The 16372-nt window shown below is 65.9% G+C and carries 16 protein-coding genes; 7 read left to right on the top strand and 9 right to left on the bottom strand.

Translation table 11 applies throughout. The features are described 5' to 3' along the window. Window positions 1-125 precede the first annotated feature (125 nt). The gene (locus FIU89_RS01110; protein WP_152490900.1) at window positions 126-944 is read right to left on the bottom strand and encodes an ABC transporter ATP-binding protein; all 819 of its coding nucleotides are present in this window, start codon (window positions 942-944) and stop codon (window positions 126-128) included. Window positions 945-1008: 64 nt separating this feature from the next. Next, window positions 1009-2982: an AMP-binding protein gene (locus FIU89_RS01105; RefSeq protein WP_152490899.1), complete on the bottom strand. Its 1974-nt coding sequence runs from the start codon at window positions 2980-2982 to the stop codon at window positions 1009-1011. A 518-nt stretch (window positions 2983-3500) separates the two neighbouring features. On the opposite strand from FIU89_RS01105, the gene FIU89_RS01100 reads away from it, so the two are divergent. The 7 genes from FIU89_RS01100 to FIU89_RS01070 all read left to right on the top strand — a co-directional run bounded on the left by FIU89_RS01100 (window position 3501) and on the right by FIU89_RS01070 (window position 10448). After that, a complete protein-coding gene (locus FIU89_RS01100) occupies window positions 3501-4103 on the top strand; it encodes a 2-hydroxychromene-2-carboxylate isomerase (RefSeq protein WP_152490898.1) in 603 nt (200 codons plus the stop codon). Further along, entirely contained in the window at window positions 4100-6001 is a 1902-nt protein-coding gene (locus FIU89_RS01095) for a PAS-domain containing protein (RefSeq protein WP_254701761.1), read from the top strand. Before FIU89_RS01100 ends, FIU89_RS01095 begins: the two co-directional genes overlap by 4 nt. Then, window positions 5998-6711, top strand: a complete 714-nt coding sequence (locus FIU89_RS01090) for a response regulator transcription factor (protein ID WP_152490897.1) — start codon at window positions 5998-6000, stop codon at window positions 6709-6711. The genes FIU89_RS01095 and FIU89_RS01090 overlap by 4 nt, the downstream gene beginning before the upstream one ends. A 244-nt stretch (window positions 6712-6955) precedes the next feature. Further along, window positions 6956-7606, top strand: a complete 651-nt coding sequence (locus FIU89_RS01085) for a histidine phosphatase family protein (protein WP_152490896.1) — start codon at window positions 6956-6958, stop codon at window positions 7604-7606. 13 nt (window positions 7607-7619) lie between these two features. Further along, window positions 7620-8249, top strand: a complete 630-nt coding sequence (locus FIU89_RS01080) for a glutathione S-transferase family protein (RefSeq protein ID WP_152490895.1) — start codon at window positions 7620-7622, stop codon at window positions 8247-8249. Beyond that, window positions 8246-9292: a saccharopine dehydrogenase gene (locus FIU89_RS01075; protein WP_152490894.1), complete on the top strand. Its 1047-nt coding sequence runs from the start codon at window positions 8246-8248 to the stop codon at window positions 9290-9292. Before FIU89_RS01080 ends, FIU89_RS01075 begins: the two co-directional genes overlap by 4 nt. 13 nt (window positions 9293-9305) lie before the next feature. Further along, the gene (locus FIU89_RS01070; RefSeq protein WP_152490893.1) at window positions 9306-10448 is read left to right on the top strand and encodes a saccharopine dehydrogenase family protein; all 1143 of its coding nucleotides are present in this window, start codon (window positions 9306-9308) and stop codon (window positions 10446-10448) included. A 66-nt stretch (window positions 10449-10514) separates the two neighbouring features. Here FIU89_RS01070 and FIU89_RS01065 read toward each other — a convergent pair whose 3' ends face one another. The 7 genes from FIU89_RS01065 to FIU89_RS01035 form a co-directional block, all read right to left on the bottom strand. Then, window positions 10515-11129: an outer membrane protein gene (locus tag FIU89_RS01065; RefSeq protein ID WP_172977984.1), complete on the bottom strand. Its 615-nt coding sequence runs from the start codon at window positions 11127-11129 to the stop codon at window positions 10515-10517. 192 nt (window positions 11130-11321) lie between these two features. Beyond that, window positions 11322-11648 (bottom strand): DUF3775 domain-containing protein, encoded by a 327-nt coding sequence (locus FIU89_RS01060; protein WP_152490891.1) that lies wholly within the window; start codon window positions 11646-11648, stop codon window positions 11322-11324. Between the two features lie 70 nt (window positions 11649-11718). Then, a complete protein-coding gene (locus FIU89_RS01055) occupies window positions 11719-12453 on the bottom strand; it encodes an SDR family oxidoreductase (protein ID WP_152490890.1) in 735 nt (244 codons plus the stop codon). After that, a complete protein-coding gene (locus FIU89_RS01050; protein ID WP_152490889.1) occupies window positions 12450-13034 on the bottom strand; it encodes a DUF3833 domain-containing protein in 585 nt (194 codons plus the stop codon). Before FIU89_RS01050 ends, FIU89_RS01055 begins: the two co-directional genes overlap by 4 nt. Further along, window positions 13031-14296: an MFS transporter gene (locus FIU89_RS01045; protein WP_152490888.1), complete on the bottom strand. Its 1266-nt coding sequence runs from the start codon at window positions 14294-14296 to the stop codon at window positions 13031-13033. The genes FIU89_RS01050 and FIU89_RS01045 overlap by 4 nt, the downstream gene beginning before the upstream one ends. Beyond that, window positions 14293-15048 carry a DUF1365 domain-containing protein gene (locus FIU89_RS01040; RefSeq protein WP_152490887.1) on the bottom strand — a complete coding sequence of 252 codons (756 nt, stop codon included), beginning with the start codon at window positions 15046-15048 and terminating at the stop codon, window positions 14293-14295. The genes FIU89_RS01045 and FIU89_RS01040 overlap by 4 nt, the downstream gene beginning before the upstream one ends. Next, window positions 15045-16343 carry an NAD(P)/FAD-dependent oxidoreductase gene (locus tag FIU89_RS01035; RefSeq protein ID WP_152490886.1) on the bottom strand — a complete coding sequence of 433 codons (1299 nt, stop codon included), beginning with the start codon at window positions 16341-16343 and terminating at the stop codon, window positions 15045-15047. Before FIU89_RS01035 ends, FIU89_RS01040 begins: the two co-directional genes overlap by 4 nt. Between the last annotated feature and the right edge of the window lie 29 nt (window positions 16344-16372).

Genomic DNA, 16372 nt, shown 5'->3' with positions numbered 1-16372 from the left:
GGCTCAAGGCCGGGACGGCGGACCGCCGGACATCGACCATGCGCCCCGTAGGATGGGTGGAAACCCATCTTTGATGGGTGGAAACCCATCTTTGGTGGGTGAAAACCCACGCAGACCGTCCCGCATCAATCATGCGCCACCCCCAGATAGGCGTCGATCACCGCCTGGTTGCTGCGCACCTCGTCAGGCGTGCCATCCCCGATCTTCTTGCCGTAATCCATCACAACCACACGGTCGGACAAATCCATCACCACGCCCATGTCATGCTCGATCAGAACAATCGTCGTCCCGAACTCGTCATTCACATCAAGGACAAAGCGGCTCATGTCCTCCTTCTCCTCGACGTTCATCCCCGCCATCGGCTCGTCCAGCAGCAGGATCGACGGCTCGGCGGCCAGCGCCCGCGCCAATTCCACCCGTTTTTTCAGGCCATAGGGCAGCCGCCCAACCGGCGTCTTGCGAATATGCTGGATTTCCAGAAAGTCGATGATCCGCTCCACGAAAGCCCGGTTCTCGACCTCCTCGCGCTCGGCCTTGCCTTTCCACAGCGATTGCGAAAACAGCCCCGATTTCATCTGCCGGATGCGCCCTGTCATCACGTTGTCCAGCACGCTCATCCCCTCGAAGAGCGCGATGTTCTGGAACGTCCGCGCAATCCCCTGCTGCGCCACCTGATAGGGCTTCATCTGCGGGCGCTTCTCGCCCTTGTACCAGACCTCGCCCTCCTGCGGATTGTAGAAGCCACTGATGACATTCAGCATCGAGGACTTGCCCGCACCATTGGGCCCGATGATCGCCCGGATCTCGCCCTCGCGCACGTCAAAGCTGATGTCCTGGATCGCCACCACCCCGCCGAAACGCAGCGTGATGTTCTTCATCTCCATCACCACGCCGCCAATCTTGCGACCATCCTCGGTGGTGTAACCTTCGGTCTGATCAAGCATCAAAACTCTCCCAAAACGCCACGGGATGGCGGGCGGGGCGAAAGCGCAGCTGAGCGTCGTCCCGTCATTCCGCCGCCACCTTCTCCTGCGCCACCGGCACCACCTCGGCGTCCACGATCTTCAGCGTGGCCGAGATGCTGCCCTTGCGCCCATCCTCATAGGTGACTTCCGTCGTGGTGAACTTCTCAGTCGAGCCGTCATAAAGCGCCCCAAGCAACTCCTCGAACTTCTCCGAAATGACCCCCCGCCGCACCTTCCGCGTCCGGGTCATTTCACCGTCATCCGCATCCAGCTCCTTGTGCAGCACAAGGAAGCGGTGCACCTGGCAATGCGCCAGCATCGGGTCCTCGGAAAGGCTCCGGTTCACCTCTTCCACGTGTTCCTTCACCGTCGCCAGCACGCGCGGATGCCCCGCCAATTCCTGGTAGGAGGCATAGCCGATATTGTTCCGCTCGGCCCAGTTGCCGACGGCATTCAGGTCGATGTTGATGAAGGCCGTGCACTGCTCCCGCCCATTGCCGAACACCACGGCCTCCAGGATGTTGGGATAGAATTTCAGCTTGTTTTCCACGTATTTCGGGGCAAACAGGCTGCCATCGGCCATTTTGCCCACATCCTTGGCGCGGTCGATGATCTTCAGATGCCCGGTCGCCTCGTCGATGAACCCGGCATCGCCCGTCGCGACCCAGCCCTCGGCATCCTTGGTGCTCGCCGTGCTCTCGGCGTTCTTGTAATACTCCTCGAACACACCATCGCCGCGATAGAACACCTCGCCACTCTCGGCGATGCGCAACTCCACCCCCGGCGCGGCCACGCCCACCGTATCGCTATAGACCTCGCCATCGGGCTGAAGCGTGATGAACACCGACGCCTCGGTCTGCCCGTAAAGCTGCTTCAGGTTGATGCCCAAGGAGCGGTAGAAATCGAAAATCTCCGGCCCGATCGCTTCCCCGGCGGTATAGCCCACGCGCACGCGGCCAAATCCCAGCGTATCCTTCAGCGGCCCGTACACCAGCAGCCCACCCAGCTTGTATTTCAGCCGGTCCCACCCGCTGACGCTCTTGCCGTCCAGGATCGCCGGCCCCACCTTCCGCGCGTGCGCCATGAAGGTATGGAACAGCCATTGCTTCATCCGGCTGGCATCCTCCATCCGGATCATCACGTTCGTAAGCTGCGTCTCGAACACGCGCGGCGGAGCGAAATAATAGGTCGGCCCGATCTCGCGCAGGTTCACCTGCATCGTGTCCGGGCTCTCGGGGCAGTTCACGCAGAACCCGCACCAATAGGCCTGCCCGATGGAAAAGATGAAATCCCCCACCCAGGCCATCGGCAGGTAGGCCAGCACTTCCTCGTTCCGCGTCAGGTGATCGAACTCCGACGACGATTTCGACGCCTCGATGATGTTGCGGTTCGACAGCACCACGCCCTTGGGCTTGCCTGTGGTGCCCGAGGTATACAGCATCACGCAAGTGCTGTCATAATCCAGGGCCTCGCGCCGCGCCTTGAGCTCGGACATCAGCGTGTCCTTCGCCTCACGCCCCTGTTCCTGAACCTCCGTAAAGGGATGCAGCTTGCCATGATCGTACTTCCGCAGACCCCTCGGATCGACATAGATCATGTGCTCGAACTGATGCAGCTGGTCCTGGATGTCGATGATCTTGTCGACCTGCTCCTGGTCCTCGACAATGGCGAACCGCGCGCCGCAATGGTCCAGCACATAGGCCATCTCGTCGCTGGCGCTGTCCTGATAGACCGGCACCGGGATCGCGCCCACCGACTGCGCGGCGACCATCGACCAGTAGAAATAGGGCCGGTTGCGCCCGATGATGGCAATGAAGTCGCCTTTATCGACGCCAAGCTTCAACAGCCCCAGCGCCAGCGCCTCGATCTCCTGCTCCGCCTCGGCCCAGGTCCAGCTTTGCCAGATCCCGTATTCCTTCTCCCGATAGGCGGGGCGGTTGCCGAACTGGGCGGCGTTGCGCTGCAAAAGCGCCGGAATGGACCCAAGCCCATCCGCGCCTCTCGACGACTGTGCCAAATTTTGTCCTCCCTTTGTCCGCTCTCTCCCGCGAACAGACCGCTCCCCCTGGGGACGATTCTTGATCCACCATAGAGTGCGCAGCCGACGCTGAGCGTCAACTTTTTCCTGATCTTTTCCCAATCCTTACGAATTGTAACAGACGCCACGTAAGCCGTGCGATTGCCAGACCGCGGGCTGGCGAGCGACCTTCCATCAGCGCGCTTTATCCACGCCAAATCCGCAAAACCTGCATTCGACGCGCCCACGTCCCCCAATCGCCAGCCCGTCGCACCTCAGGTGCGCAGTTAATAGTCGGCACGCCTTTGGCGTGACGGGCGGCCCCCTTTCGGCGATTGCAGGCAATTGCCTTTCGGTCAGCGGACGATCGCGCGGCGGCCTGCGGCCTCGATTCCGCGCAGGCCATTACCAACCGTCATCCCGGACTTGATCCGGGATCTCCTGCCCCAGCGCAGCCCCACCCTTGACATACCCGCCATTTCCCCGTCGATTGCCCCTCTCGCAAGAGGATCGCCACCATGACGAAACCACGGATGGATTTCTGGTTCGAATTCGCCTCGACCTACTCCTATCTCAGCGTCATGCGCCTGCCCGCCCGCGCGACGCAGGCCGGTGTGGCCGTCCGCTGGCGCCCCTTCCTGCTCGGCCCGATCTTCGCCGCGCAGGGCTGGGACACCTCGCCGTTCAAGATCTACGCCGCCAAGGGCAATTACATGTGGCGCGACATGGAACGCCGCTGCGCCGCCCTCGGCCTCACGTTCAAACGCTCCGACACCATGCCCCAGCACAGCGTGCTGGCCGCCCGCACCGCGCAGCTGGCGCTCGAACACCCCCAGGGCATCGCCTTTTGCCAGAACCTCTATCTCATGCAGTTCGCCGAAGGCCTGAACATCGCCGATGCGGACGTCATCGCCGCCTGCCTTTCGGCGGCCAACCTCCCAGCCGACCTGATCGACAAGGCCCAGGCCGACGCCAACAAGCACCGCCTGCGCGACACCACCGAAGAGGCCATGCGCCGCGGCATCTTCGGCGCGCCCAGCTTCACCGTGGGCGAAGAGCTCTTCTGGGGTGACGACCAGCTCGACACCGCCCTCGCCTGGGCCAAGGAGCATCCCGCATGAGCCCGCGCGATACCACGCAGATGACAACGGCGGGCCTCAACCTCATCCAGCAGGCCCTGACGATCTACGACGCCAATCTCGATCTCGCCGTCTGCAACCGCCGCTTCCAGGAGATGTTCGACCTGCCCGACCGGCTGGTCACCCCCGGCGCGCATTTCGAGGACACCATCCGCTTTCTGGCCGAGCGCGGCGACTATGGCGAGGTGACCGACCTCGACCGTTTCGTCGCCGACCGGGTCGAGACCGCCCGCGCGTTCGAGCCGCATTACATGGAACGCACCCGCGCCAACGGCCGCACCATCAGCGTCGAAGGCTCGCCCCTGCCCCAGGGCGGCTGGGTCACCGTCTACACCGACATCTCCCGCGCCAAGCAGCAGGAGGCGCTGCTCGCCGCCCGGTCCGAGGAACTGTCGGACCGGCTGGTCACCTATTCCGACGACCTCGCGGCGGCCAACCGGCAACTGGAATCCACCATCATCGCGCTGGAAGAGGCCAAGCGCCAGGCGTCCGAGGCCGAGGCCCGAATGCGCCTGACGACCGAGATGGTGCCCGCCCATATCGCCCATGTCGGCCCCGACCGGCGCTACACCTATTCCAACCGCCGCCTGTCGCTGGTCATGCCGGGCAGCACCGCCGACCCGGTCGGCCTTCACCCCGCCGACGCGCTGGGGGACGAGACCAATGCCATCATCGCCCCGCATCTCGACCGCGCCTATGACGGCGAGCCGTCGGTCTTCGAGTTCACCCACGCCGCCAGTTCCCGCCGCATCCGGGTCGCGCTCACCCCCGATCCGGCCACCGGCGGGGTCTACATCCTGTCCATGGACATCACCGAAGAGGCCCAGACCCGCGCCGCCCTGGGCCAGCACCGCCGCCGCGAAATGGCCGCCCAGCTGACATCGGGCCTCGCCCATGATTTCTCGAACCTGCTGACCATCATCCTCGGGATGCAGTCCCGCCTGCAATCCATGTCCCTGCCCGAGGAGGCCGCCGACCTCATCGCCGCCACCTTGGGCGCGGCGCGGCGCGGCGGCACCCTGCTCGACCGCATCGCCGACATGACCGGCCCGCGCGAACACACGCCCGTGCCCACCGACCTGCCCGCCTTCCTCAACGACCTGGAACCGCTGGCCCGCTCGGTCCTGCCCGACACGATCACCCTCGATATCCTCCCCGCCGACGCGCCCCGCACCTGCCTGCTCGATCCCGGCATGTTGCAGGATTCTCTGATCAATCTCCTGCTCAACGCCCGCGACGCCATCGCGGGGCCGGGCCGCATCACGCTTGCCGTCACCACCGTGCAGGACACCTGGCTTGACGTCTCCGTCTCCGACACCGGCCCCGGCTTTTCCGACCACGTCCGCAGCCACGCGTTCGATCCGTTCTTCACCACCAAGGGCGGCGAAGGCTCGGGACTGGGCCTCACCATGGTTTACAACATGACCAAGCTCGCCGGTGGTCGCGTCATGATCGACAACACCGACGCGGGCGGCCAGGTCACCCTGCGCCTGCCCCTGCGCGAGGCCAGCGCCGACGACACTCCCGGCTTCGTCCTCCTGGTCGAGGACAGCGCCGACCTGCGCGAAAGCATCCGCGCCATGCTGCGCGCCGACGGCCATCAGGTGATCGAGGCCACCAGCGCGACCGAGGCGCAGGCGCTGCTGAACGGCCTGCCCGAGATCACCGCCATCCTCAGCGACATCACCCTCGAAGGCGAGGCAACCGGGCTCGACCTCATCGACGCCCTGCCGGCGCGGCACCCGCCCGCGGTGCTCATGACCTCGCTGCCGCCCTCCGATCCGCTGCACGCCGCCGCCCTCGCCCGCGCGCCGGTGCTGCGCAAACCGTTCCAACCCGGCGCCCTGCGCGCCGCCCTGTCTGGCGGAGCGACACCATGACCGACACGTGCCCTCTCGTCACCATCCTCGATGATGAGCCGGCCATTCGCACCATGCTGGCCCAGACCCTGGAAGAGGCCGGCTTTCGCACGCTCACCTTCGCCCGCGCGACCGAATTCGAGGCCGCGCTGCGCTCCACCTCGCCCGATATCTGCCTCGTGGACCTCTCGCTGCCCGACCGCGACGGGCTGACGCTGGTGCATCGCCTGGCGCTGGAACAGGGCGCGCGTGTCATCATCATCTCCGGCCGCGCCGAGGTGCAGGACCGCGTCACCGGGCTGGAGCTTGGCGCCGACGACTACATCATCAAACCCTTCGATCCGGCCGAGGTCGTGGCCCGCATCCGCGCCCGCCTGCGCCGCGACGCGCCCACCTCGCAGATCGGCAACACCGCCCGCTTCGGTCCCTGGACCGCGCATTTCGACCGCTACGTGCTGGAAGACGACACCGGGCAGGAAACACCCTTTTCCCATGCCGAGGGCGAGGTGCTGCGCCTCTTCCTCGACCGCCCCAAGCGCCTGATCTCGCGCCAGGCCATGCAAGAGGCCCTGGGCGGCGCCGCCGGCGAAAGCTTCGACCGCGCCATGGACGTCCGCATCTCGCGCCTGCGCACCAAGCTGCGCGAAGACCCCAAGAACCCCCGCCTGATCAAGACGATCTACGGCGCGGGCTATATCTTCCTCGGCGATGTCAGCTGGGGCCCTGCATAACGCACGCGCAACCGCGTAGGGTGGGTGACAACCCACGCGCCCCCACCCCGAAACACCCCTCACCCGCCACCAACGCCCTCCGATCCATCCTGCCGCGACTCATTCCAGACCCGTCACAACCACCACGTAGGGTGGGTGAAAACCCACGCGTCCCCGTCCCCCGAAATAATCCGCCCCAACCGCCTTCACCCTCCCGCGCCGCGGCGCTAGGTTGCCCGCATCTGACACGACGAAAGCACCCACCTTGGCGGAACTCATCCTTGTGCGGCACGGACAGGCCAACAGCCACGCCACCGACGAAGACAGCTACGACCAACTCTCCGACCTCGGCGCCGACCAGGCCCGCTGGCTGGGCGAGCATCTGGCCGCCACCAACCCGCATTTCGACCGCGTCCTCACCGGCACGCTGCAACGCCAGGTCGACACCGCCCACCACATGGGCGTCACCGTCACCACCCGGGACCCGCGCCTGAACGAGCTCAGCTATTTCGCCCTCGCACAGGCCGCCTTCGACGCCCATGCCATCCCGGTGCCCACCGACCCCTCGCAATTCGCCACGCATCTGCCCCGTGTCATCACCCTATGGACCACCGGCGACCTGCCCGGCGTCCCCGAAAGCTTCGACGCCTTCGCCGCCCGCATCGTCGAGGTCCTGACCGAGCAATGCGCCGACGCGGGCCGCACCCTTCTGGTCACCTCCGGCGGGGTCATCGGCATGGCCCTGCGCCACGTGCTCGACCTCGACAACACCGCGATGGCCCGCGTCATGCTGCAAATCAACAACGCCTCGATGCACCGCCTCAGCTACGTGCACGACACGCTGATGGTCGCGGGCTTCAATGCCATCCCGCATCTCGATCGTCCCGACCGGGCCCATGCCCGCACCTATGTCTGAAGGACCCACGCCCATGAAATTCTACTACGCCCCCGGCACCATCTCCGTCGCCACCGGCCTGCTTCTGCAAGAGGCGGGCGTGGACCATACGCCTGTCGCGCTCAGCTTCGCCGATGGCGACCAGACCAAACCCGACTACCTCGCGCTCAACCCCAAGGGCCGCGTCCCGGCACTGGTCACCGATCAGGGCGTCCTCACCGAAACCGGTGCCATCGCCGAATACGTGGCCAGCCTCGCCCCGGAAAAAAACCTCGTCCCCGCCGACCCGTGGCAGGCCGCCCAGATGCGCAGCGTCTGCTACTACCTCGCCGCGACAATGCACGTGAACCACGCCCATGGCCCCCGGGGCATCCGCTGGGCCGACAGCGACGCGGCACTGGCCGACATGAAGGCCAAGATGCCCCAAACCATGGCCGACAGCTGCACCTTCATCGAGGAAAACTGCGCCCTCGCCCCCTTCATCATGGGCGAAGAAATGACCATCGCCGATCCTTGGCTCTTCGCCATCTGCTGCTGGCTCGAGACCGACAATGTCGACGTGGACCGTTTCCCCAAGATCAAGGCCCACCGCGCCATGATATCCGCCCGCCCCTCGGCCGCAGCCATCCGCGCCTACGGCCTGCTGACGAAAGACTTCGCATGACCCACCTCTGGCTCCGCGCCGAACAGCGCGACAACGAAGACCGCACCGGCCTCACCCCCGAGGGCGCGGCGGCGCTCATCGCGCAAGGCATGATCCTCAGTGTCGAGGACAGCCCCGACCGCATCATCCCCACCGACCGCTATGCTGACGTAGGCGCCACCATCGTGCCGCAGAACAGCTGGCCCGACGCGCCCCGCGACGCCATCATCTTCGGGCTCAAGGAACTGCCCGACGACGGCACACCCCTGCCGCACCGCCACATCATGTTCGGCCACGCCTTCAAGGGCCAGCATTCCGGCCGCCGCCTGCTGGACCGCTTCAAGTCCGGGGGCGGCACGCTCTACGACCTGGAATACCTGGTGGATGAACAGGGCCGCCGCGTCGCCGCCTTCGGCTACTGGGCGGGCTATGCGGGCGCCGCCGTCAGCCTCTTCGCCTGGGCCGCCCAGCAACAGCGCCGGACCTGCGGCCCCGTCTCAGCCTACCCGGACAAGGACGCGCTGCTGACCGACCTGGCGCAGGCGCTCGACACCACCGGCCACGACCGTCCTTCCGCCATCGTCATCGGCGCGCTCGGCCGCGTCGGCACCGGCGCCGCCGACCTCTGCACCGCGATGGACGTCACCCCCACCCGGTGGGACATGGACGAAACCGCCCATGGCGGCCCCTTCCCCGAGATCCTGGACCACGACCTTTTTCTCAACTGCATCTTCGCCCGCCCCGGCACGCCCGTCTTCGTGCCGGCAGAGGCCCTGACCGCCCCCCGCCGCCTGACCGTCATCGGCGACGTCGCCTGCGACCCCGACAGCGATTACAACCCCGTGCCGGTCTACTCCCAGGCCACCACCTGGGACGCGCCGGTGACCCGCGTGCACGACGCGCCCCCGCTCGACGTCATGGCGATCGACAACCTGCCCTCGCTCCTGCCGCTGGAATCCTCGCAGGACTATGCCAGCCAACTCTTGCCATCCCTGAAAACACTGGACAAACTGGACGCCGGAGTATGGGCGCGCGCGGAACGGACCTTCCGCGAGCACGTTTGAAGGGGACACCAACATGACAATCCACTGGTGTGGCACCGGCCTTTCGGCGGTGCCCGGCCTGCGCAGGCTGATCGAGACGGGCCATTCCGTCACCGTCTGGAACCGCTCTCTGGACAAGGCCGAGGCCGCCGTGGGCGACCTCACGAACCGCATCCGCGCCTTCGATTTCGACATGCTCTCGTCCGAGGTTCAGGAGGGCGACATCGTGGTGTCCATGCTCCCCGGCGACTGGCACGTGCCCATCGCCGAGATGTGCATCAACAAGGGCGCACACTTCGTCTCAAGCTCCTACATCGCCCCCGAGATGCGCGAACTCCACGCCAAGGCGCTCCTGCGCGGCGTTTCCGTGGTCAACGAAATCGGCCTCGATCCCGGCATCGACCACCTGATGGCCCACCACCTGATGGCCGACTACCGCGCCTCGGCGGCCTTCAACCCCGAAAACGACCTCAGCTTTCTCAGCTATTGCGGCGGCATCCCCCAAAACCCCAACCCCTTCCGCTACAAATTCAGCTGGTCGCCCCTGGGCGTGCTCAAGGCCCTGCGCTCGCCCTCCCGCTCGATCCGCAACTACTCGGAGTTGAACGTCCAGCGCCCCTGGGACGCGCTCGGCACCTACACCGCGCCCCTGCCCACGCCCGAAACGTTCGAGGTCTACCCCAACCGCGACAGCCTGCCCTTCCTCGACGATTACGGCTTCGAGCCCGCGTGGCGGGTCAAGGAATTCGTCCGCGGCACACTGCGCCTCAACGGCTGGTCCGACGCCTGGGCCGATGTCTTCGCCGAAATCGAAACGCTCGAAGGCCCCGAAGGCGAGACAAGGCTCAAGGAAATGTCCGACCAGTTCTGGCGCGACAACGCCTATGGCGAGGATGACCCCGACCGCGTCGTGCTCTGTGTCGACCTCAAGGCCGAACGCGGCGGCGACGCCGTCTGGCACAAGACCTTTGTCATGGATGCCTGGGGCGACGCGCGCGGCACGGCGATGTCGCGGCTGGTGTCGGTCCCGGTGTCCCTCGCGGTCGAGGCTGTGGCGCAAGGCCAAATCCCCGCCGGCGTCAGCCCCGCACCCAACGACCCGAGGCTGGTGGAACGCCTGCTGTCAGAGGTCGACCGGCTGGCGCAGCACCTTCAGGTCGTGGACCACCTCGGCTGACGGCCTTGCAAAAGGCGTAGGGTGGGCGCAAGCCCACGCGCCACCCTCGCCACTGTGGCCCCGGTCCTAGAACCGATAGGACATCCGCAGACGATAGGTCATGCCGTCGACGCTGCCCGACGGGGACACGTCGTCGAACTCGTGGTACAGCGCATCGGCGCCCGCGACCCATTTCTCGCTCAGCTTGAAATCCACCCCGGCACCCGCCACCCAGCCCCAGCTGTCGATGCTGACCGCACCGCCGCCACCGCTCATGTAGGCCGCGCCGCCGGTGCCGTAGACGAACGCGCTGCCGGTATCGAGACCGACGCGCAGGCGCAGGCGGGAAATCGAGTCGACATCCACGGTGTTGAACGAGATATCGGTAAAGTCGATATCCCCCTCGACGCCGTAGACCAGCGTGCCGCGATCCCAGTTGTATCCGGCGTGAACACCGCCCAGGAAGCCATCGTCGTCAAGGTTGATGACCTGCGGAATGTTCGCCCCGGCAGGCGGAGGCAAGGTTGCGTCAAAATCGAAATCGCCGAAACCCAGCTGCACACCGACATACGGCCCGGCCCAGTCCGAAACCGGCACGGGCGGCGGCGGCACGTAGGGATCCGCCGGCGGCGTTAGGTTGCCTGCCAGTGCGGGGGCGGCCGTGATTGAAACGATGGCTGCGACGACGACAGATGTTTTCATTTCATCCTCCTGAAAACGCCTTTGCCCCGGAGCATACCACATTCCGCGCCGTTTCGGGCACTCTCCGCGCGGCCGGCTGCAATTTCCCGGCCCCGCGGGCAAAGGCGCAACACTGCGTCGGGTGGGTGAGAACCCACCTGTGGTGGGTGAGAACCCACCTGTGGTGGGTGAAAACCCACCACGCCGCGAAAATCACCCACCGCGCACCAGGTCGTCCTCGTCGTCCTGCGCCGACAGGCCCAGCTCGTCCAACCCGTTTTCCAGATGATCCGACAAATGCGGCGTGCCCAGAAGGTAATCCGCCGTCGGCGTCGTGGCCTCCTCCCGCGCGGTCGCCTTGGCCTCTTCGATCTCGTCGGCCCCGAAGCTGCCGCGCCCGATCCACATCAACGCCACCAGGCTGGCCTGCTCGTCCTCGGCCAGCCGCTCGATGAACGCCCTCAGCTCTCCTTCCGCGCGGTCCAGTTCGCGCGACATGAGGATCACCTGGGCGACTTTGTACGTGCTGATATCCAGCATGTCCCGACCTCCTTTTCCGTATTTCAGTCTAGCGGAAATCTGGTCTCGAAAACAGGCCGCGACCTTGATCTCACGCAAACAGGCGGAAATATAACCAGTTGGGCAGGAACCGCGCGCCGCGAAATACAAGGCTGAACCAGCTGGGAAAGTTCCGGTCGAACGCGTTCTCGTCGTTCATCAGCTCGAACATGATCTGAGCGGCCTCTTCGGGCTCCATCAGCCCCGGCATCTTGAAATCGTTCTTATCGGTCAGCCGCGTGCGGATGAAACCCGGGTTGGCGCATTGCACCAGCACGCCCGTGCGCCACAAATCCGCCCGCATACTCTGCGCCAGCGACATGATCCCGGCCTTCGACGCGCCATATCCAATGGCCCCCGGCAGCCCGCGAAAGCCCACCAGCGAGCCAGTCACAACGATGTGCCCGTGGTCCCGCGTAACCATCTTGGGCACCACGTGGTTCAGCACCCGCACCGTGCCGGTGAAATTCACGTCCGCCATGGCGGTCACCTGCTCAGGCTCCCACTCGGTCGCCTTCATCGGCCAATAGACCCCGGCGAGCGTCACCACCCCGTCGATCTCGCCCACCTCTTCGGCGGCGGCCTTTACGCTTTCCTCGTCGGTCACGTCCACGGTCACGATACTGGATCGCCCCGGCAGCATCTCCGCCACCTCTTTCAGCCGGTCCTCGCTGCGCGCCGACAGGATCACCTCCGCCCCCACCGCGCTCAGTTTCCGTGCCAATGCCGCGCCAAGGCCTTCGCTGGCACCCACCAGCCAATAGCGTTTTCCAGTCCAGTCCATTATGCCGCTTTCTGAATATCCGTATCGTCCAACTTTTGCAGGGTCGCCACAAGCTCGGCGACCTTGATCCCATACTTGCGGAACTGGCTGCGGTTCACAATGGTTCCAGCCGGCGTCAGGTACATCCAGTCCTCGACGCTCAGAACATGACCACCCGCATCGGCGGGCAGGCGTATATCATAGCACAATTGCACCGCCGCCCCCGCGTGCCGGCCCTGCCCGGTGCCGACCACGTCATCGGCCTCGGCCCGGATGCGCCCGTCATTGCCCAGCTCCAGCCGCCACTCGCGCTCCTGCACCGTGCCGCTGTCATAGGTAAACCGTTCGGCCATCACGCCCTTGTTGCCGTCCCATCTCGCATCGAACCGGGCGGAAAACCGCGAGGCCACGCGCCCCAGCGGTCCATATATAACTCCCTCGCAACGCATCGGCCCGTTCAGATGCTGGCGCAGGTCGAACCGCGGCAGTGTCTCGGCATAATCCTCGACGCTTTGCGCCCGAAACCCGGCGAACCGATTGCGCAGCACCGCAACCCCGGTCGCCAGCGCCGCGCCGCACATGATCAGAAATCCTTCGAACATCATCTCCGTCTCCCCGCTTCAACCATGGCCCCCTGGGGCGCGTCCCCGCCCCCGGGCACCGTTGCCAGCAGCGCGATCGCCGCCAGTTTCAGAACGCACGGCACCGCCCCGTACAGCAGGCCCAGCGCCCACAACGCATCTTCCGAATTCTCCTGCCCCGAGGCATAGCCGACCGACTCCAGCAGCGGCAGCAGGCCCACCGCCGCAATCGCCAGCGTGATCTTCGACACGAAGGACCACAGGCTGAAGCCCTCGGCAGCCCCCGGCGACACCTCCGCCATCCGGTCGGCAAAAAGCGCCGGCAACAGCGTCATGTCCGCCCCCAGCGCCACGCCGGTCAGCACGCAGATCACGGCAAACGCCCAGATGTCGCCCGCGCCCAGCATCACGGCAAACGCGAAGGCCACGATGGCCAGCACCATCGCCCAGATCAGCACCCGCCGCGCGCCATAACTCTCGGCCAGCTTGCCCCACATCGGCGCCGCCGCAGCAGCACTCAGGAAAAAGACCAACAGAAGCGGCCCTTCCCAGCCCGGCGCCGCCAGCCGGTCCTCGACATAGAACAAAAACAGCGTCGAACTCACCGCAACCGGCGCCGAGTTGGCCAAGGCCACCAGCAACAGCCGCCGCGCTTTCGCATCGCGCAGCACCGTCCCCAATTGCGAGGTCACGCCCTCCTCCGGCGGCTGCCCGCGCCATTCGGTGCCCATCGCCCACAGCGCCACCAGCCCCAGCCCGGCAAAGGCCACGGCAAAGGCCGCGTACCCGCCCAGCGCCACGGGGGCCACGGCGGCGGCACAGATCCCCAACAGCGCCCCGGTCTCGCGCCACCGCGCCACGCGCAGGTGCCCGCCCGTGCCCATACGGCCTGCCACCGACACGCCCTGCGCATAGAAACAGATCGTCAGGTAGCTGAACGCCGAAAACACCAGCGTCAGCATCACAGCGAACCACCACAAGGGCGGCAACACCGGCTCCACCGCGAACAGCCCCAGCATCCCCGCGATCATCGCCACCCCGGCGATCAGCACGGTCAGCCCGCGATAGCCCGCCGTCATCGCCGACACCCGCCCCAAAACAGGGTCCTGCACGAAATCCAGCAAGCGCAGCACCCCCAGCACCGTCCCCAGCGCCGCCAGCGACACGCTGTACTCGTCGACGAAAAACTTCGGCGCGTGCATGTACAGCGGCAGCCCAGCCGCCGACAGCATCGCCGCGAACAGCGCAAAGGCCGGCAGGCGCGGCGATTTGCCGGCCCCGCTCATCGGCTCACTTCCCGTGTCGGCGGCTCGGGCCGGTTCTGGAATTTCGCGCCCTTCCACCACAGCTTCAGCGCCTGCCAGTGGATCAGCGCCAGCACCCGGCGCGACCCCAGCGGCCGCCGCGCCAGCGCCTTCAGAACACCCGCCGTGGTCAAGGGCCTGCGGTCCCCCACCAGCGTCGCGATCACCCCGTCCTTGCCCCGGCTCAGGTCGATCCAGATCCCGATCCGGTCGGGCCGGATATCGAACCGGAACGTGTAGTCGCCCTCAATCGTCTGAAACGGCGAGACATGAAACACCTTCTTCGCCCGCAGCCGGTCCTCCGGGCCTATGGGGCTGCGATCATCGTGGTGACACAGGTACGAATGCCTGTCGCCATAGGTGTTGGTCACTTCCGCGATCACCACCATCAGGTCATCCGCCGCGTTGTAACACAGCCAGAACGACACCGGGTTGAAGGTATGCCCCAGCACCCGCGGTTGGGCCAACAGCTCGATCCGAACGGGGGCCGCGAACTGGTGCGCCTCCAGCACCTCGCGCACCCAGGCCGCGCCACGCCCCTGCCCCGGCGGGCCGCCATGATCCCGGTCCCGCAAGCTGAAGAGGCCGGCGCGGTTGCGCCCGAACACACGGCTCTTCGGCAACGCGGCCTCCGCATCGACCATCACATAGTCGATACTGTACCGGAACGCGTTGCGGACCTCGCCCTTGCGGCCATGCCACGTGTGGCCCGCGATATGTTCGGGCCCATTCACGCCGCCGCCGCCGCGCTGTCCCGCGCAAGGATCGCATCGGCCACGTCATAGGCGCTCGAGAGCCCGTCCTCGTGAAACCCGTTCTTCATCCAGGCCCCGCAGAACCACGTGGCGGTGTCGCCATTGATCCGCGCCACCTCGGCCTGCGCCCGCAGCATGTCCATGTCATAGACCGGGTGCCGCAGCACCGTCTGGTCATAGATCATCTCCTCGCGGATGGGCCGCGTACTGTTCAGCGTCACGAAATGCGGATCGTCCATCGGAATGGGCTGCAAAGAGTTCATCCAGTAGGTCAGGTCGATCTGCCCGTCCTGCTTGGCCGGCCCTTCCATGTAATTCCACGACGACCACACCGCCCGCCGCTTCGGCATGACGGATGTGTCGCAATGCAGCACAACGTCGTTGGGCTGGTATTTCACGCGGCCCAACGCGGCACGTTCCTCGGGCGTCGGGTCTTCCAGCATCTTCAGGCTGTCGTCGCCATGGGTGGCAAAGATCACTTCGTCGAATGCCTCCCACTCGGCCCCATGCGCCCGAACTTCGACACCATCCTGCGCCCGCCGCACTCCGGCAATCGGCGCACCGGTACGGATGTGCACACCAAAACCCAGCAACGCCGCCTCCAGCCGCGTCACATACGCGATCGACCCGCCCTGAACGGTGTACCACTGGTGCTGCCCCTCATAGCCAAGCAGCGCGTGGTTCTCCATGAAACGGATCAGCGCATGCGCCGGGAAATCCATCACCTTCTCGGTCGGCGTCGACCAGATCGCGCCGGTAAACGGGCTCAGGTACCGCTCGCGAAACCACTTCCCCAGCCCCATCGTCCGCAACAGCTCGCCGATGCTGGCCTCGGGATGCGCCTCCGCCGTGCGCACCGCCCGCGCGTTGAACCGGAAGATATCGCGCAGCATCATCCACATGCGCGGGTCCAGCACGTTGCGCGTCTGGGCAAAGAACGCCTGCGCCCCGTCCAGCCCGTATTCGAACCGCGTGTCCCGGAACGACGCGCCAAAGCTCATCTTGCTTTCCACCACCGGCACGTCCAGCGCCGCGAACAGCTCTGCCAGATGCGGGTAATTAGCATAGTTGAACACGATGAACCCGGTATCCACCGGCTGCGTCCCGTCCTTGCCTGCCATCCTGGTCCGCGCATGTCCGCCCAGCCGCGGCTCGGCCTCGAAAAGCGTCACATCGCACGCGCCGGCCAGCCGCCACGCGGCCCCCAATCCACTGATCCCCGCGCCGATAACTGCGACTTTCTTGCGCAACGGCGCAACTTTCGTAACTGGCATTCCGTGTAGTACCTTTAATTGTCCCTGCT

Source organism: Roseovarius sp. THAF27 (assembly GCF_009363655.1).
Classification (GTDB): domain Bacteria; phylum Pseudomonadota; class Alphaproteobacteria; order Rhodobacterales; family Rhodobacteraceae; genus Roseovarius.
The sequence above is the reverse complement of the archived record's forward strand: the minus strand, read 5'-3'. Positions and strand labels throughout refer to the sequence as shown.